The sequence below is a fragment of the Enterobacteriaceae bacterium Kacie_13 genome (genome assembly GCA_013457415.1).
GTDB lineage: Bacteria > Pseudomonadota > Gammaproteobacteria > Enterobacterales > Enterobacteriaceae > Rahnella.
Map to the genome: position 1 here is coordinate 2,167,503 of CP045665.1, position 18,433 is coordinate 2,185,935.

Genomic DNA, 18,433 nt, shown 5'->3' on the forward strand with positions numbered 1-18,433 from the left:
TTACTCCGCATGGATGACCTGAACCGGAATGGATTGCATATCCCACTTCCAGTTTGCGGTGGTGGTTTTGATCGGCAGCATTTCGATGCAGTCGGTCGGGCACGGCGCGACGCACAGATCACAGCCGGTACATAGATCCGTGACAACGGTATGAACGGCGCGGGTGGCACCCACGATGGCATCGACCGGACAGGCCTGAATGCACTTGGTGCAACCGATGCAGTTGCTCTCATCGATGTAGGCCACGCGGCGTACGGGCGCGGCAGCGGCGGCGTCTTCGCCCATCGGCTGCGGCTCGACATTCAGGAGCGTGGCAAGTTTCAGCATTACCGCTTCGCCACCCGGCACGCATTTATTGATGCTGTCGCCATTGGCGACGGCTTCGGCGTAAGGCTTACAGCCGGGATAGCCGCATTGTGCGCACTGGCTTTGCGGCAGGATATCGTCAATCTGATCGACAACCGGGTTGCCTTCAACGGCAAAACGACGTGATGCATAGCCCAGCAGCAGGCCAAAAACCAGTGCCAGTGCGGTCAGCGCGGCAATCGCTACCCATAATTCAAACATCAGAATTTCACCAGACCGGTGAAGCCCATAAAGGCCAGCGACATCAGACCGGCGGTGACCAGCGCAATGGACGATCCTTTGAACGGCGCAGGGACATCGGCGACAACCAGACGCTCACGAATAGCGGCGAACAGCACCATCACCAGTGAAAAGCCTAGTGACGCGGCGAAACCGTACAGCGCCGATTCCATAAAGCTAAACTGCTGGTTAATGTTCAGCAGCGCCACGCCGAGCACGGCACAGTTAGTGGTGATGAGCGGCAGAAAGATACCGAGCAGGCGATACAGTGATGGGCTGGTTTTGCGAACCACCATTTCAGTGAACTGCACCACCACGGCGATGACCAGAATGAACGCCATCGTGCGCAGATAGACCAGCTCCAGCGGCATCAGGATGAAGGTATTAACCATCCACGAGCAAATATTTGACAGGGTGATGACGAACGTCGTCGCCAGTCCCATGCCAATAGCCGATTCGAGCTTCTTGGAAACGCCCATAAACGGGCACAGGCCAAGAAACTTCACCAGAACGAAGTTATTCACCAGCATGGTGCCGACAAACAGTAATAAATATGAGGTCATGACAATAGCCCGGACATAATAAACATTAAAACTTCAGGGTTATTCCGTGAAGGTTTCTTTCACCCGCAGTGAGCGCTTGAAATAAGGCACAAATACCGCAGCGGCTAATAAAGGTAACAATAAGTTACGCACAGCCAGATCATCGGTAACCGGTGAGAATGCAAAGGCTTTTACCGCCAGCAGCACCGTACACAGTAACCAGATAATATACATCTTCGGCAAGGCTTTGGCGCGCTTGCAGAATTGCCACAGAACAGCGACGGTAAATAACCCCATTGCTAATGTGGTCACCACGGAGAAATACCACTGCAGAGTAAATGCCTGCGAATTGGTCAGTAAATAATCCCGCGATTCCGGCATAAATAATGCCATAGAAAACAGCGCCAGCATTAATACTACGCTCATCAGCGTCACAATCAGATACGCCATCGGGGCCAGTAACCACCCGCCAATACGTTTGTAGCCCGGAATATTCGACATAAAAAACCTTTATTACGCGGGTTTTTCCACCCGGACAACACAGGGATTTTTTCCCCACCTTCAAGGCGCAGTAGCTTAACCTGAGAGATAATTTCTCGTTATCGTATTTATGTGATCAATATCCCCTTCATTTCTGAAGGGGATTTGCAATGAATGGCTGGTTAATGCACAGGCACCAGAATTTCCGTCGCGACGATCACCACAATGAGGCCAACCAGAACCGGAACGGAAGTGCGTTTGACGACTTCAAACGGGGAGATTTTTGCCATACCGGCGACGGCGACGATCACGCCGGAGACCGGGGAGATAGTGCGTCCGAGGTTAGACGCCTGAAGCATCGGTATCACCAGATACTCCGGGTTAATGCCCATTTTCGCCGCCAGTTTCGGTATAAGTTCGACGAAAGCATAAAAAGAGGCGTTACCGGAGCCGGTGGTCATGGCGGCCAGCACGGTGATCACCACCAGAACCAGCATCATGATTATGCTGCCGGAACCGAAGTTTTGCGCCAGTCCTATCAGGCTGCTGATGAAACCGACAGTGCTCAGACCTTGCGCGAATACGCCCGCCGCGACCAGCAGCATGACTACATTGGCGAAGGCATCCGCCATACCGCGATAGGCAACGTCCAGCCCGGCGAATACGATTTTCCCGCTGCGGTTGCGCACGGTTTCAATCAGCGCGGTGAGCAGCATACAGATGACCAGAATGGTGATGATATGCAGATTCGGTCCCCATTTTCCGTCGAATATCAGCACACCGATGATGGGGGTGAAGGGAAGAATGGCGTAAAACGCGGGCGCGTTGGTTTCCACGACGTCATTTTGATTAGAATCCACAGCTCCCACCAGTTCAGCGGTATCGCGCTTATCCAGATAACGCTGCCAGAAGAAGTGGGCGACTGCCATGGCCACAATGGCGGCAATTGAAATGGGCAAGGTGACCTTAAACGCGAAATCTACCAGCGGCATATTCGCCGCTTGTGCCGCCAGCACCACATCGCCGGAGGTTGGGGAGAGAATGATGGCCGCAGGCGATGCACAAATCGCCGCTGCTGCTCCCCGGCTGATGCCGACGTTGACCATGATAGGGAACAGTGTCGCCATCAGCAAAACGCCAAGGCCGGTCGCCGAGGAGACAGCCAGTGACATCAGGCACGCCAGAATATAGGCGGCGACCATCAGGATATACGGCGAGTTGATCATCTTCAGGGGGCGGGATGCCAGCCTGACCACCACGTCGTTCGCACCGATGTGTGTCATGTAAGCCGCGAAACCGCACAGCATCATGATCATCATTCCGAGATCGCCACCTCGGCTCATCAGCAGAATTTTGACGTACTCGACAATATCCGTGGTGTTCCAGCCGGTGCTCTTCGCCCCTTCAGGCAGTACGCTGTGGCCCATCAGCGCGCTTATCACCAACAGCAACAGCCCGCCGACCATCAGTACGCCAGTTGGCGAATATCCTTTAATGATATATCGCCCGACAAATACGGCGACCACCAGCCCGATCAGCAATTCCCACATATGTTGACTCCCCTGAGGTTAAATTTGGACAAAGGCGGGCACTGTGAACAATTAATGCGGTGCGTGTTATGACGTTCATCAATGATTGGGGTTGAAATGGGGAGGGGATGTGGGAAATGTGATGCGAGGCCGCCCAAGCTGGCTTTAAGGTCAAGACCTTGGGCTGCCGCCCAAACTGGCCTCAAGGGGGGTCTATCGCCACCCCCCTTGAGAATCCCGGGCTCTTTAAAACATGTGCCATGCATCCCGGCTATGTTTCAGGTATTTCTGTGATTGCCGCAAAATCCCGCCGCTGCGCGGTGCCCTCCGGTCGGGTTACAACCCGCGCCAAAAAACGCGCGGTTTTCCACCTCTCCCTACGGCGTGATTTTTGAACGCGGCCAAAGCTTTTTAGGTCACAACTTCACCGGTTCGGATCATTTCAAAATAACCAAATACGTTGTGCAAATGTTGTTTTTTGTTTTTTGTTTTTTAAAAAATGGTGAGATGGCGCGGTTAAAAAATCCTGCTGAACGGAGCGGCCTGAAGACCAGAGGCTTCAGGACCGAGAGAAGGGACCGCGCAGCGGCAGGGTTTTGCGCCACATGCTGGAGTCATAGAACACGTCCATCGTTTTAGCGATAGCGCGTGTTTAAAAGAGCCCGGGGGGTCTTGGGGGGCGGCGGCGATAGGCCGCCCCCCAAGTCGGTGTGGGCCGACGCCCACGGTGTTGACCTTAAGGCCAATTTGGGCGGCTATGACAATGCAGCATGACGCCACGCCGGAACAATGTCTGCACGTTTACTGTCCATTTCGCCTGCAAATTGCACCACGGCGATCTTTCCCTTCGCGTCCGGTCTGGATGTAAAACACACAATATTACATTAAATCATGTGGTTAAAATTAGAACGTAAAAGTGGCAGATAAATTGCAAAGTGGTCCACAGGTTGAGTTGTTGGGCCAATTTTGGCGAAGGCGCGGAGACACAGATGCACGGCGAACTGAATTTATTGCACCCGATTGCGCCACAGCAAAGTGACACGCTGGTGCTGGATGCGCTGACCCGTTATGTGGCGCAGTCCGGTACCCGCGTGGGGGAGAAATTACCGCCGGAGCGCGTGCTGGCCGAAGGGCTGGCAGTGAGCCGCAACACCGTGCGCGAGGCGCTGAAACGCTGGGAGGCGCTGGGGATTATCGTGCGTAAAAAGGGCAGCGGGACATTCCTGCAATCGGAGGTCACCGCCAACGACAGCTTCCTGTCGCTGCGCTTTAAAAACGATTCCGCCACCATGCTGCACGCGCTGGAGGTGCGGCGGATCATCGAATGCGAAGCCTCGGCGCTGGCGGCAGTGCGCGCGACAGAAAGCGATTTACTGTTTATCGAACACAAGCTGGATGTGATGGAAAAAGTTCATCTGAGCGTCGGTTCTGCCGGCGCTGAGGACTGGCAGTTTCACGCAGCCATTTATACCGCCGCGCACAATCCGCTGCTGTTGCAAATGGTCGGCGGTATCTACGACCTGTTGCATGCTTTTTTTGAATCGCCGCCGGAACAGGCGTTATTCAGCGATTCATTTCCACTGCACCGAACCCTATTTGAAGCCATCGCGCGGCGGGAACCTGAAACCGCGCGACGACTGAGCAACGACATCCTGAACATAACTGAACGCGACATGAAGGAAGTGATCAATGCAGCAAGATGATGAAAGCCAGCACGATGAGTTGTCGGAAAGTACCCGTTTAGTTCACGACGCGCGCCACGATCGCGGGGCGATCTCGCCGCCGATTTACCAGTCGTCACTCTTCAGTTTCACCGATTATGACAGCATGATCGCCCGTTTTCGCGGCGACAGCGACCATGCACTCTATTCCCGTGTTGATAATCCGACGGTGGTGGAATTGCAGAAGAAGGTTGCGCAGCTGGAAGGCGGCGAGGCCTGTCTGGCCTTTGGCAGCGGAATGGCGGCGATCAGTAACGCTATTCTCAGCGTGGCCGGTCCCGGCGATAAAGTGGTGTGCGTGAATCACGTTTACCCGGACACCTACCGTTTTCTGCGCGGGTTTTGCACCCGTTTTCAGATTGAGTCTCAGTTCGTCGACGGCAGCTCGCTGGCGGTTCTGGAAGACGCGATGCAGGGCGCGAAGCTGTTGTATCTCGAAAGCCCGAACAGCTGGGTGATGGGCGAACAGAATCTGCGGGCGATCGCCGGATTAGCAAAAAAATACGGCGTAGTAACGATGATCGATAACAGCTGGGCGTCGCCGATTTTCCAGAAACCGCTGGCGGCGGGTATCGATCTGGTTATCCACTCCGCGTCCAAATACATCAGCGGGCACAGCGACGTGGTGGCCGGACTGGTGATTTCCAGTGCCGAACGTATCAGTGCCATCAGCCGTTATATCAGCCCGTTTTTAGGCGGAAAGCTGTCTGCCAACGAAGCCTGGCTGCTGCTGCGCGGCCTGCGTACCTTACCGCTGCGAATGCGTCAGCATCATGAAAGCGCACTCCAGCTGGCGCACCGCCTGCAAGGCTATTCGCGCATTACGCAGGTCAATCATCCCGGTTTAGATCCGCAGCCGACCTCAAGCCTGACCGGTTACAGCGGTCTTTTTTCTTTCGAACTCAGCGAGGGTATCGACATTCCGACGTTCTGCAACGCGCTGAAATTATTCCGCATGGGCGTCAGCTGGGGTGGTTTTGAAAGTCTGGTGATGCCCGCAATCTCTGTGCTGAATCAGGCGGGTGAATTCAATTCGGCGATTGATTTCGGCGTATCGCCGCGGCTTGTCCGCATTTCCATCGGTCTGGAAGATACTGAGGATTTGTGGCGCGATTTGAAAAACGCCATCGAAAGCGCCTGTTCCTGAAGATTTGTCTCAAAGATTGTTCCTGTGATCCGACCCTTTGCTCCGTGGAGAATCAAGATTATGCGACACCCGAAACGTCATGTGCTCAGCCTGCTGACTCTCAGTATCAGCCTCTTTTCCTGTGCCAGCTTTGCCGCGACCAAACTGACGCTGGTGGAAGTGATCACCAGCCCGGCGCGAACCGAAATGCTGCAAAAAATGCTCACCGCTTACAAAGCGCAACACCCGGACGTTGAGATTGAAGTGGTATCGCTGCCGTGGGGGCAGGCGTTTGAAAAGCTCGGTACCATGATTCAGAGCGGACAATATCCGGACGTGGTCGAAATGCCCGACACCTGGCAGGGGCTGTACGCCAGTAACGGCATGTTGGCGGACCTTGAACCTCGCCTGAAAAGCTGGAGTGGCACGCCAGACCTGACCGACAAAACGCTGACCATGGCGCGCTCTTCCGGCGGGACGGCAACCATGATCCCTTATGGTTTCTACCTGCGGGCGATGTTCTGGAATAAAAAACTCTTCCAGCAGGCGGGGCTTACCGCACCGCCGAAAACGATGGATGAGTTTATGGCCGATGCGAAGAAGATCAGCGCCCTTGGCAACGGCATCAGCGGCTATTGCATGCGCGGCGGCGTAGGTGGCACAAATGCGTGGATGATGTTTATGGCGGCGATGAACGGCTCGCCGGAGTTCTTCGACAAAGAGGGCAACAGCACCCTGACGCAGCCGGGTGCCATTAAAGGCGCGCAGTTCCTGGTGGATATGTATCAGAAAGGCTATGCGCCGAAAGACAGCGTTAACTGGGGTTTCAATGAAATCGTCTCCAGCTTCTACTCCGGCAAGTGCGCGATGCTCGATCAGGATCCGGATGCGTTAATCGCCATCAAAAACAGCATGAACCCTGACGATTTCTCGGTCGCACCGATGCCACTTGGGCCGAACGGAAAAGCCTATCCGACCATTGGTTACACCGGCTGGTCGATGTTCAAACAAAGCAAAAATCAAGATCAGGGCTGGGATCTGATTTCGTTTCTGAGTAACAAAGAAAATAACCTGACGTGGTCGAAATTTGTGGGCACGTTGCCGATTTATAAAGGCGCGGAGCAGGACGCCTACTATCACGCACCACAGTTTGCTGGCTGGTTTGCTGAGCTGAACAGCCCGGATTACATCCCGCTGACCATGCCGACGCACTTCAAAGGTTGGGGCTATTTTAACTCGGTGATCGTCAAAGACAGTTCGCAGGAAACGCTGCTTGGTCAGAACGACACCGAAAGCATGGTGAAAGACTGGGCGAAGTACCTGACCAAAGAACAGAAAGCGTGGCTCGCCGCGCAGAAGTAAGGTTCACCGGCTCCGGCAACTGCTGCCGGAGCGCAAATTTCCCTTTGTTGGAGACGCGTCATGATGTTGGAAGTTTCACCACCAGACACCGCTGCCGCGCCGCGCTTTCCCCGTTTGCGGGCGCTGCTGGAACCCTGGGTGTACCTCAGCCCGACGCTGGTGCTGATCGCGCTGTTTATTTTTGTTCCGATGGCGATCGGCATTTCGTATGCGTTCCAGAATATTCAGCTGCTTAACCCGTCCGACACCGGCTGGGTCGGGCTGGATAATTTTCGCACCCTGTTTGACGACCGGCATTTCTATGCCGCGCTGCGTCACACCTTCAACTGGACGCTGACGTCTTTAGTCTTGCAGTTCGCGCTGGGGCTTGGGCTGGCGTTGCTGCTTAACCGCGAGTTTGCCGGGCGCGGCTGGGTGCAGGCGCTGGTGTTCCTGCCGTGGGCAGTACCGGCGTTTCTTTCCGGACTCACCTGGGCGTGGTTGCTCAATCCGGTGATCGGCGTCTTGCCATACTGGCTGACCGATCTGCACATCATTTCCGAGCCGTACAATATTCTCTCTGACCCACAGCTGGCGCTGTACGGGCCGGTGGTGGCTAACGTCTGGTTTGGCATTCCGTTTTTTGCCATCACTTTGCTGGCGGCGTTGCAGTCGATCCCCAAAGATTTGTACGAAGCGGCGGCGATGGACGGTGCGTCCGGCTGGCAGCAGTTCCGTAAAGTCACGCTGCCGTTTTTGGCACCGATGATTGCGATTACAGTGATGCTGCGCACCATCTGGATCGCCAATTTCGCCGACCTGATAGTGGTGATGACCGACGGCGGTCCGGCGAATTCGACATCGATTCTCTCGAGTTTCATTTTCACTACCGCTTACCGCAAACTCGACTTTGGCTATGCCTCGGCGATGGCGGTCTTCCTGCTGGTGCTGATGACGCTTTACGCGCTGGTTCTTCTGCGCATCCGCCATCAGTTATTGAAATAAAGGAGAGCCACATGAGTGTATTGTCATTAAATCTCTGGCTGCGCAAAGGCGGTCATCGGCTGGGGATCCTGCTTTATCTGATTTTCTCACTGTTCCCGATTTACTGGCTGATCAAAATCTCTATCACGCCGGACAAATTACTCTACAGCGAAGGTGTGAAGATGTGGCCGGGCGAGATGACGCTGGTGCATTTTCAGCGCGTGTTTACCGAAAGCCAGTTTCCGCTCTATTTCTTCAACAGCCTGATTGTTTCATTCGGCACGGCATTTTTGACGACGGTGATTGCCGCCGGGGCCGGTTTTGCGTTTTCCCGCTTCAGCTTTAAAGGTAAAACGGTAATGGCTGCGCTTTTGCTTTTCACCCAGATGTTCCCGCTGGTGATGATCCTCGCGCCGATTTACAAAGTGATGGCACCGCTGGGACTGACCAACAGCCTGTTGGGTTTAATTCTGATTTACACCGCCTTCAACGTACCTTTTGCGACCTTTCTGATGCAGTCGTTTTTCGACAGTATTCCGAAAGATTTGGAAGAGTCAGCGATGCTGGAAGGGTGTAGCCGTTTCATGGCGTTACGTAAAGTCATCATCCCGCTGACCTTGCCGGGCATGGCGGCCACGCTGGGGTTTGTGTTTACTGCGGCGTGGAGCGAACTGTTGTTCTCGCTGATGTTAATCAACAAAAACGACGTGATGACCTTCCCGGTGGGCCTGCTGAGTTTTGTGTCTAAGTTTGCAGTTTCCTGGGGCGACATGATGGCGGCGGCAGTGCTGGCGCTGATCCCTGCCTGTCTCTTCTTTGCGTTCATTCAGCGTTACCTGGTTCAGGGGCTGACTGCCGGTGCGGTAAAAGGATAATTATATGGCTCAGATTACGATTTCCGATCTTCAAAAACGTTACGACAATGTCGAAGTGCTGCGGCACATCAACCTGACCATCAAAGACGGCGAGTTCGTGGTGCTGGTCGGCCCGTCGGGGTGCGGCAAATCCACCTTATTGCGCACCATCGCCGGACTGGAACTGGCGACGGCGGGGGACATCCACATCGGCACGCGGCTGATGAATCAGGTTGCGCCGAAAGACCGGGATATCTCGATGGTTTTCCAGAGTTATGCGCTCTATCCGCACATGACGGTGGCGCGCAATATGGGGTTCAGCCTGGAAGTGCAAAAGCGGCCGAAAGCTGAAATCGACGCCGCCGTGAATAAAGCCGCCGACATTCTCGGCCTGACGGCGTTGTTGCATCGCCGCCCCAAAGAGCTTTCCGGCGGGCAGCGTCAGCGCGTGGCAATGGGCAGGGCGATCGTGCGTGAACCACAGGTGTTCCTGTTCGACGAACCGCTCTCCAACCTGGACGCACAGTTGCGCGGCCAGATGCGCATCGAAATCAAAAGTCTGCATCAGAGAATGCGCAACACGATTGTTTACGTGACCCACGATCAGGTCGAAGCCATGACGCTCGCCGATCGTATCGTGGTACTCAACCACGGCCTGATCCAACAAGTCGGCACGCCGCTTGAGCTTTACGACACGCCCGCCAACAAGTTCGTCGCCAGTTTTATCGGTTCACCCTCGATGAATTTCATCGAGGGTACGATCGAGATGGGCGATTCCGCCCCGCAACTGCGTATTCATCCCACCCTGACACTGCCGGTGGATCCGACCATCACCGGCCTGCAAAGCGGCGCGAAAGTAATCTACGGCGTCCGCCCCGAGGCGATTGTGCTCTGCACACCGGACGCGCCGGGCGCGCTGCCTCTGGATGTGACCCTGATTGAGCCGACCGGGCTGAGTGAGCTTATCCACGGCACGCTGGGGGGTGAAAAGCTGAGTGTTTACAGCATGGTGAGATCGGGGGCCGCACCGGGTGATCGGGTGTGGATTAAGATTGATACCGGGAGGGTGCAGGTGTTTGAGGGGGGGAGTCAGAAACGGCTGGTGAAGCAAGGGGAAAATTGATTTTTTGCAGAGGCCGCTGCAAATAGGCGGCGTTTAAATCGACTTCATTTTCAACTTGATCTTGAACTTCAAGCTCAAGATCTTGGGTTGCCACCCAAACCGGCCTTAAGGGGGGCATATCGCCGCCCCCCTTAAGAATCCCTGGCTCTCTAAAACACGTGCGGTTTCCTACCACTCCCTGCGGCGTGATTTTTGAACGCGGCCATCGCACTCAAACAACGCGTGCCTCCGCCAGCCTCATCAACTTAACCCCTACGCCTACACCCACCACCAGCATTAAACTAATAAACGCTGTGATTCCACTCCATCCGTACGCATGCCAGAAGAATCCGCCCAGCGTACCCGCCACACTCGATCCCGCGTAATAACAGAACAGATACAGTGAGGAGGCTTGTCCTTTCGCACGGCGTGCGCGCCTGCCGATCCAGCCGCTGGCGACGGAGTGGGCGGCGAAGAACCCGCCGGTGACCAGGATCATCCCAATGAAAATCAGCCATACCGGCGAGAACGCGGTGAGCAGAATACCGGCCAGCATGATGGCGATTGCGCCGATCAGTACCGGGCCACGACCATAGACGCCGGTCAGCACGCCCGCTTTCGGCGAACTGTAGGTGCCCATCAGATACACCACTGACAAAATCCCGACGATGGCCTGACTCATGTTGTACGGCGTGCCGAGCAGACGATAGCCGATGTAATTAAACATCGTCACGAAGCTGCCCATCAGCAGAAAACCTTCGACGAACAGCAAAGGCAGGCCGCTGTCGCGCCAGTGCAGTTTAAAGTTGATGAGCAACTTGCGCGGTTTCAGCGAGCTGGCGCGAAAGTGTCTGGAAGGTGGAAGGATGCGCCAGAACATGATGGCCGCCGCCAGCGCAAAGATGCCGACCACCGCAATTGCGATGCGCCATGAGAAGAAATCGGTCAGTACGCCGCTGACCAGACGCCCGCTCATGCCGCCAATCGAGTTACCGCTGATGTATAACCCCATCGAGAAAGCCACCACGCTCGGGTGAATTTCTTCGCTGAGATAGGTCATCGCCACCGCTGCCACGCCGCTGAGTGAAAGGCCAATCAGGGCACGCATGATAAGAATGGCGTCCCAGCTTTGCATAAAGGAACAGACCAGCGTACATCCCGCCGCGAGAAGCAGGGCGACCACCATCACCGATTTGCGCCCGACCGCATCCGAAACCGGCCCGGTAAACAGCAGGCCTATGGCCATCAAACCGGTAGATAGCGACAGCGAGAGGCTGCTGGTCGCGGGAGACACGCCGAAATCATGGGACAACACCGGCAGGATCGGCTGCACGCAGTACAGCAATGCAAACGTCGCCAGCCCGGCAGAAAACAGGGCAAGTGTCACCCGGATAAACTGCGGTGTACCACGTTTGATAAAGGGCGATTTTGGATTCGTGCGGGCGACGGCAGTGTCAGGATTTAACTCATCGTCGTTAACCAGACGTTTGTCGAAGGGAGCCCTGGATAGTGCAGCGGCATTCCGCTGGGTGGTTTTCACTGTAAATCCTTAACGAGGGTGATAATAAAAACTATTTGAAAATGTATGAAAATTTTAACAGTGGGCTTTATATTGTCTAATATATTAATTTCGTTAAAACGATATGTTTAAAATATCAATCGGAGCCAGACCTGCGCCATGAGCCACATTGAACTGCGTCATTTGCGTTATTTTATCGCCGTCGCTGACGAGCTGCATTTCGGGAGGGCGGCGGAGCGGCTGCATATCTCCCAGCCGCCGCTTAGCCAGCAAATACAGGCGCTGGAAGCCCACGTCGGCGCGGCGCTGTTTTATCGCAGTAACCGGACGGTGCGCCTGACGCAGGCGGGCGTGGCATTTCTGCACGAAGCGCGGCAAATTTTGCAGCGGGTGGAAGAAGCGTCAGAGCAGGCAGCGCGGATACATCGCGGTGAGTCCGGAAATCTGACACTCGGACTGACCTCCTCGGCGCCGTTTTTACGCCGTGTCTCCCGTACTCTCCACCGTTTCCGGCTGACCTATCCCGACGTGAATATCCGCATCGAACAGCTCAACAGCAAGCAGCAGATCGACCCGCTGCTGGAAGGCAAACTGGATCTTGGGATTATGCGCAACGGCGACCTGCCACCACAGCTGGCTCATCAGCTGATATGGTCTGAGCCGCTGATTGCCGTGGTGCATAAAGACAATCCGCTGAATAATTTGCCTGCCGGTGAACTGACGTTCCAGCATATGGCCGATCAGCCGTTCGTGTTTTTCTCCAAAGACGTCGGCACTTCGCTGTACGACGATATTCTCATACAGCTCAAAGCGCAGGGGATCACACCGTATATCACGCAGGAAGTGGGCGAGCCGCTGACTATTATCGGGCTGGTGGCCGCGGGACTGGGGGTGTCGATTTTACCGGCGTCCTATCTGCGCATTCAGGTCGATGGCGTAAGGTATTTACGCTTCGGGGAAATGCAGGGCATCACCGAACTCTGGCTGGTGAATCATAGCGAACGGCCGATAACGGCAGCGACTAAAGCGTTTATGGAACTGATGATGGAAGAGGACGGCGTTTGATATAAGACAAAAGCTGCTGGATTTCCAGTCAATTCCGAACGTGTTTTGGCGCAATGTGTGCACCAAATCACATAACGAATCAAATAGTTGACGACATATGGCAAAAACCCCACCATAGCCTCTAATCTTTATTTTGAAGCGCGAAAATAACAGGAGTTCCTTGAGTGATCCCCGATGGGCAGCCCGGCCATATTGATCAAATCAAACAAACTAACGTCGGTGCTGTGTATCGCCTGATCGATCAGTTTGGTCCCATTTCGCGCATAGAGCTTTCCAAAAAAGCCCAGCTGGCACCTGCCAGTATTACTAAAATTGTCCGTGAACTGATTCAGGCACACCTGGTGCTCGAAACGGAGTTTCAGGATCCCGGCAGCCGCGGGCGTCCGGCCATCGGATTAGCGCTCGACACCCAGGCCTGGCACTATCTTTCTGCCCGCATCAGCCCCGGTTCAATCACGCTGGGGTTACGCGATCTGAGCAGTAAGCTGGTGGTAGAAGAAGTGTTGCCGCTGCCGGAACAGGCTCCTCAGTCACTGATGCAGCGTATAATCACAGAAATCGATCTGTTCTTTATCCGTCATCAGCGCAAACTCGAACGCCTTACCGCCATCGCCATTACCCTGCCGGGCATGATCGACGCACGGCGCGGCATCGTTCACCGCATGCCGTTTTATCACGATGTGTTCGATATGCCGCTTGGCGATACCCTTTGCGCACACACGGGTTTGCCGGTGTTCGTGCAGCATGACATCAGCGCGTGGACGCTGGCGGAAGCCCTCTACGGCGCCTCGCGCGGTTGCAAAAACGTGGTGCAGATTGTTATCGATCACAACGTTGGCGCGGGCGTTATAACCAGCGGACGCGTTCTCCATGCTGGCAGCAGCAGTGTGGTGGAAATCGGCCATACGCAAGTCGATCCTTACGGCAAACGCTGTTACTGCGGGAATCACGGCTGTCTCGAAACCGTCGCCAGCACCGACAGCATTCTGGAACTGGTGCGTCAGCGCCTGGCTGTCCCGGCACCTGCGAGCTTATTACATGGCGTGTCGCTGACGATTGAAGCGGTGTGCGACGCCGCCAACCGTGGCGACCAGCTGGCGCGAGACGTCATCGTTGGCGTGGGGCAGAGTGTCGGACGGATGTTGGCGATCATGGTCAATCTGTTTAATCCTGAAAAAGTGCTGATCGGCTCACCGCTTAATTTATCGCAAGATATTCTGCATCCGGCGATAATGTCGTGTATTCAACAACAATCTCTTCCGGCATATAGCGAAAATATCAAACTCGAATCCACGCAATTTTATAATCAGGGGACTATGCCCGGTGCGGCATTAGTTAAAGACGCGCTTTACAGCGGATCATTGCTGATAAAACTCTTACAAGGCTAAGTTTTTTATAACGTTAAAGACTGATTTAAAATAAATCCGAATAAGCTTTCTCGCGCTGGTCAACAAAACATTGCGCTAACGCAAATCGCTCGCATCTCGCATCGCCTAGACTTTCCGTCGTTACTTTGTCTCTGGCGATGTTTTTCCGGAGATTATCTTTCAATAAGACGGAGAGATCCCGGAGCCTGAATTCCATGTTAACGCACTTTTTCGTCACGGGTACGGATGCCCGTGTAGGTAAAACCATTGTCACACGTGCCTTGCTTCAGGCCTTAGCCGCGCAGGATCGCTGCGTTCTGGGCTATAAACCTATTGCAACTGGCAGCCAGGAGTTGGCCGACGGGGTTCGAAATAAAGATGCGGTAACTCTCCAGCAGTCATCTTCTATTGCTTATCCTTTTAAGAAAATAACGCCTCTGGCATTAACCGATGAAGATATTTATGCGAGTGAAATACCTGAGAATGTGTTTGAAATAATGACCAACGGCCTCAATTTTATGCGTGAAGAGGCTGATTCGGTGGTTGTCGAAGGATGTGATGGCTGGAGAACCTTGATTACTCCGCATCTTTTATATTCAGACTGGGTACGTCTGCAAAATATGCCGGTTGTACTGGTTGTGGGTATTCAGGAAGGTTGTGTCAGCCATGCGTTATTAACCGCGCAGGCTATTATTGCCGATGGATTACCTTTGCTGGGTTGGGTAGCGAACCGAATTAATCCTTGCCTTGCTCATTATCAGGAGACTATCGATGCGCTTACCGCGAATATTTCCGCGCCACTGCTCGGTGAAATTCCCTATCTGCCACGCGCAGAGAGTCGTGACATGGCGAAGTTTATCGATCTCTCCAGTTTTAATTTGAAAACGCTGACCAAAGCCTGACGGGCGGCGGCGCAACCTTCTACACTGATTAAACGGCTCCGGCTTCTTCACCCGGAGCCGTTTTTTTTGGCTATAATTCAGGATTAGCTTTAGCGCATCAATCTGAAGAAAAAAGAGAACATGGCCGTTACGAACTCATCTGAACATACCCCCGTCGTTAAAAATGCTCATCGCCCACTGATCCTCATCGCCTGCATGTTGTCGATGTTTATGGCCGCCGTGGAAGTGACGATTGTTGCCACCGCGATGCCGACTATCATTGGCGATCTCGGCGGTTTCTCGCTGCTTGGCTGGGTGTTTGCGGTCTATCTGCTGACGCAGGCGATTACCGTGCCGGTGTATGGCAGGCTGGCGGATTTGTACGGTTGCCGGAAGATGTTTTTCATCGGCACCACACTGTTTCTGATTGGCTCGGTGCTGTGTGGATTTGCGCCATCGCTCGGCTGGATGATCGGTTTTCGCGCCTTGCAAGGGCTGGGGGCCGGGGCGATTACACCGATTGCCACCACGCTTATCGCCAACGTCTACGGCCCGCAGGAACGGGCCAGGGCGCAGGGATATCTGTCAAGCGTGTGGGGCGTTTCGGCGATCGTCGGCCCGCTGATGGGCGCGTTTATTGTTTCGCATTTTCACTGGGCAGTAGTGTTCTGGGTTAACGTGCCGATCGGTCTGGTGGCGATGGGCATTCTGATCAAATACCTGCCGCCCGACGGACAGCGCAAACAACATCAGCTGGATCTGGCGGGAACCGGTTATCTGACGCTCTCCGTAGCCGCACTGTTGCTGGCGCTGTTACAGGCCGAAGTGCTCGGTTACTGGGCGCTGGGGCTGATTGCGCTGGCGGTGTGCAGCGGGCTGTTGCTGATTCGGCAGGAACGACGGACGCCCGAGCCGCTGTTCCCGCTGGAGTTGTGGCAAAGTAAGGTGATCATCGCCGGGAATATCGGCGGCCTGATTATCGGCGCGACCATGATGGGGATCAGCGCATTTTTGCCGACCTACGTGCAGGGCGTGCTCGGCGGCACGCCGCTAGAGGCGGGTACCACGCTGGCGCTGATGTCCATCGGCTGGCCGCTGGCGAGTATGCTCAGCAGCCGTCTGATGCAGGCGACGTCTTATCGTGCCACGGCAGTGATTGGCGGAATTTTGCTGGTGGGCGGCAGTCTGGCTTTACTGTTGCTTTCAACGACGTCTGGCCTGTGGATTGCGCGTCTGGCAGCATTTTCGATTGGTGCGGGAATGGGGCTGTGTAACACCACTTTTATCGTCTCAGTGCAAAACAGTGTCGGCCCTGCGATCCGCGGAATCGCCACAGCATCCACGTTATTTACGCGGATGCTGGGTTCTGCCATCGGCACCGCGCTGCTCGGCGCGACGCTCAATCTCAATCTGCAATACCGTTTGCCTGAAATTGCCGATCCGGTGCAGCAACTGATGGAAAAAGCCACCCGCAGCGCGATGGGTTCTGATCAGCTCAGCGCACTGACCAACAGCGTGGCGGCTTCGCTGCACTGGGTGTTTGTGGTGTCGGCGGTGATTTCCGTGCTGGCCGTCGCTGCCGGTTTACTGATCCCGGCAGGTGACCGGCCACACGCAGAACCGCAGCGCGAAAGCTAATTCAAACCCGCCGTTGCGAAAGCCTGAACGCTGCTAACATGAGCGTCAGGCTCAGCAATACTGCGACCGACGCCATCGCCATGCCATCACCCACGGAACCCTGTTCGAACTGTCGCCAGACAAATACTGACACTGTCTGTACACCTGCCGGAGACAGCAGCAGGGAGGTGACCAGTTCCCGCGACGCGACGGCAAAGACCATCATCATGGATGCCAGCAAACTCGGCAACACCAGTGGCAAAAGGATGAGTCGCAATGTCTGCGCCGCCGTCGCGCCGTGAACGCGGGCGGCGGCATCCAGATTGCCGCCAATCTGTTTCAGCGCCGCACTGACGTAGCGCACCGGATACGGCAGCAACAGGCAGCAATAGGCCAGCAGCAAAATCCCCCAGGTGTTATAGGGCGTGACCGGCCAGAAGCTACGGTTCCACGCCAGAATTAGCCCGACCCCCACCACAATTCCCGGCAATGCCGCGGGCAGCAGTGAAAGCCCGTCGATCACTGCCGCGCCGCGAATTCTCCTCACTACCACCAGCCATGACGCCAAAAATCCGGTTGCGCCAGCAATCAGCGCTGTCCCTGATGCCAGACTGAGGCTGGTAGAAAGCGCACCAAGCGCATCGCCGTGGACGGCAAACAGCGTCGCGAAGTGCCGCAGGGTGAGATTTGAGAGTGAAAGCCCGCCGGATAACGTGCCGGAAAATGCCGTTGCCAGCATAGATGCCAGAGGCAGCGCGACGGCAATCAGTGCCACCAGTGAAAACAGCGCCAGCACCGGAAAAGTCCAGCCGGACAGTGGTTTTGGTGTTACGTCCGCCGGTTTGCCGGTCATGCTCTCGACGTTTTTCCCCGCCAGCACCGCGCGCTGCACGCTGTAGGCACATAAGGCCATCGCCACCAGCACCAGCGACAGCACCGCCGCCCCCGGTAAATCGATTGGCCAGTCCGCCAGCCGCTGCTCGATGCCGGTCGTCAGCATCAGAATACCGCTGCGTGAGCCCAGCGCGCCGGGCACGCCGTATTCCTCAATCGACAGCGTGAATGCCAGCAGCAAACTCGACGCCATCGCCGGTAAGGCCATTGGCAGAGTAATGCGGACAAAGGCCTGAAATGCGCCCGCGCCGTGGATCCGTGCGACATCCGCAAGCCGGCTTCCGCTGGCGGCCATGCTGCGTGAAACCGCGAAATAGACCACCGGAAAAATGTTCAGCGTCATCACTGCAATCATGCCGGGCAGTGAAAACAGAAAATTATTGAGATGCAGCCATGGCAGTAACTGCTGCACATAACCGTTGGTCTGCAACGCCAGCATCCACGACAGCGCGGCGATGTACGGCGGCAACAAAAACGGTACCAGAAACAGTACATCCCACAGCGCCGCGCCCGGCAGCCGGAATAAGCCGCGCAGTGCGCCGAGCGGTATACCGATAAAAGCGCTGCATACCGCCACGCCCAGCCCGACTTTTAACGTCGTTGCGATTAGCGCCAGCATTTGCGGTTCGGCGAATACGCGGAAGAAGGCGCTGAACGGCGCAGAATAGCTGCTGGTATCCAGATGCGGAAAAATAGCCTGTAACACGACAAAGCTGACCGGTACGGCAACCAGCAACAGCAGCGCAAGGCCGGTCACGCCCGGCAGAAAAGCATTCTTATTCATGATTTAGTTCTCAGAACAGGCTGCGCAACAGGTTGTGGCGCA

General features: G+C 55.3%; 16 protein-coding genes. 10 read left to right on the forward strand and 6 right to left on the reverse strand.

What is annotated here, in order from left to right:
* The 4 genes from rsxB to dcuC form a co-directional block, all read right to left on the reverse strand.
* The gene (gene rsxB / locus GE278_09960) at positions 1 to 567 is read right to left on the reverse strand and encodes an electron transport complex subunit RsxB (GenBank protein QLK61060.1); all 567 of its coding nucleotides are present in this window, start codon (positions 565 to 567) and stop codon (positions 1 to 3) included.
* A complete protein-coding gene (gene rsxA / locus GE278_09965) occupies positions 567 to 1,148 on the reverse strand; it encodes an electron transport complex subunit RsxA (GenBank protein ID QLK61061.1) in 582 nt (193 codons plus the stop codon). The genes rsxB and rsxA overlap by 1 nt, the downstream gene beginning before the upstream one ends.
* A 39-nt stretch (positions 1,149 to 1,187) precedes the next feature.
* Complete coding sequence (locus GE278_09970) at positions 1,188 to 1,628, reverse strand: DUF2569 family protein (protein QLK61062.1); 441 nt, start codon at positions 1,626 to 1,628, stop codon at positions 1,188 to 1,190.
* 161 nt (positions 1,629 to 1,789) lie between these two features.
* On the reverse strand, positions 1,790 to 3,157 hold the full coding sequence (dcuC, locus tag GE278_09975; GenBank protein QLK61063.1) for an anaerobic C4-dicarboxylate transporter DcuC: 1,368 nt from the start codon (positions 3,155 to 3,157) through the stop codon (positions 1,790 to 1,792).
* Positions 3,158 to 4,125: 968 nt separating this feature from the next.
* On the opposite strand from dcuC, the gene GE278_09980 reads away from it, so the two are divergent.
* The 6 genes from GE278_09980 to ugpC are packed head-to-tail and all read left to right on the forward strand — an operon-like array spanning position 4,126 to position 10,285.
* Positions 4,126 to 4,839, forward strand: coding sequence for an FCD domain-containing protein (locus GE278_09980; GenBank protein ID QLK61064.1), 714 nt, complete (start codon positions 4,126 to 4,128; stop codon positions 4,837 to 4,839).
* Positions 4,826 to 6,004: a hypothetical protein gene (locus GE278_09985; GenBank protein QLK61065.1), complete on the forward strand. Its 1,179-nt coding sequence runs from the start codon at positions 4,826 to 4,828 to the stop codon at positions 6,002 to 6,004. The genes GE278_09980 and GE278_09985 overlap by 14 nt, the downstream gene beginning before the upstream one ends.
* Positions 6,005 to 6,064: 60 nt before the next feature.
* Positions 6,065 to 7,345 (forward strand): extracellular solute-binding protein, encoded by a 1,281-nt coding sequence (locus tag GE278_09990; GenBank protein QLK61066.1) that lies wholly within the window; start codon positions 6,065 to 6,067, stop codon positions 7,343 to 7,345.
* A gap of 60 nt (positions 7,346 to 7,405) precedes the next feature.
* Positions 7,406 to 8,329, forward strand: coding sequence for an ABC transporter permease subunit (locus GE278_09995; protein ID QLK61067.1), 924 nt, complete (start codon positions 7,406 to 7,408; stop codon positions 8,327 to 8,329).
* 11 nt (positions 8,330 to 8,340) lie between these two features.
* Positions 8,341 to 9,183: an ABC transporter permease subunit gene (locus tag GE278_10000; protein QLK61068.1), complete on the forward strand. Its 843-nt coding sequence runs from the start codon at positions 8,341 to 8,343 to the stop codon at positions 9,181 to 9,183.
* Positions 9,184 to 9,187: 4 nt separating this feature from the next.
* Positions 9,188 to 10,285: a sn-glycerol-3-phosphate ABC transporter ATP-binding protein UgpC gene (ugpC, locus tag GE278_10005; GenBank protein ID QLK61069.1), complete on the forward strand. Its 1,098-nt coding sequence runs from the start codon at positions 9,188 to 9,190 to the stop codon at positions 10,283 to 10,285.
* A gap of 211 nt (positions 10,286 to 10,496) precedes the next feature.
* Here ugpC and GE278_10010 read toward each other — a convergent pair whose 3' ends face one another.
* A complete protein-coding gene (locus GE278_10010) occupies positions 10,497 to 11,804 on the reverse strand; it encodes an MFS transporter (protein ID QLK61070.1) in 1,308 nt (435 codons plus the stop codon).
* A gap of 138 nt (positions 11,805 to 11,942) precedes the next feature.
* Between GE278_10010 and GE278_10015 the strand changes: the two genes are divergently transcribed.
* The 4 genes from GE278_10015 to GE278_10030 all read left to right on the forward strand — a co-directional run bounded on the left by GE278_10015 (position 11,943) and on the right by GE278_10030 (position 16,734).
* Positions 11,943 to 12,848: a LysR family transcriptional regulator gene (locus tag GE278_10015; protein QLK61071.1), complete on the forward strand. Its 906-nt coding sequence runs from the start codon at positions 11,943 to 11,945 to the stop codon at positions 12,846 to 12,848.
* Positions 12,849 to 13,012: 164 nt separating this feature from the next.
* Positions 13,013 to 14,236: an ROK family protein gene (locus tag GE278_10020; protein QLK61072.1), complete on the forward strand. Its 1,224-nt coding sequence runs from the start codon at positions 13,013 to 13,015 to the stop codon at positions 14,234 to 14,236.
* Between the two features lie 194 nt (positions 14,237 to 14,430).
* Positions 14,431 to 15,117 carry an ATP-dependent dethiobiotin synthetase BioD gene (gene bioD / locus GE278_10025; protein ID QLK61073.1) on the forward strand — a complete coding sequence of 229 codons (687 nt, stop codon included), beginning with the start codon at positions 14,431 to 14,433 and terminating at the stop codon, positions 15,115 to 15,117.
* A gap of 120 nt (positions 15,118 to 15,237) precedes the next feature.
* Positions 15,238 to 16,734, forward strand: coding sequence for an MFS transporter (locus tag GE278_10030; GenBank protein QLK61074.1), 1,497 nt, complete (start codon positions 15,238 to 15,240; stop codon positions 16,732 to 16,734).
* Between the two features lies 1 nt (position 16,735).
* Here the strand turns inward: GE278_10030 and GE278_10035 are convergent, their stop codons facing one another.
* Positions 16,736 to 18,391, reverse strand: coding sequence for an ABC transporter permease subunit (locus tag GE278_10035; protein ID QLK61075.1), 1,656 nt, complete (start codon positions 18,389 to 18,391; stop codon positions 16,736 to 16,738).
* Between the last annotated feature and the right edge of the window lie 42 nt (positions 18,392 to 18,433).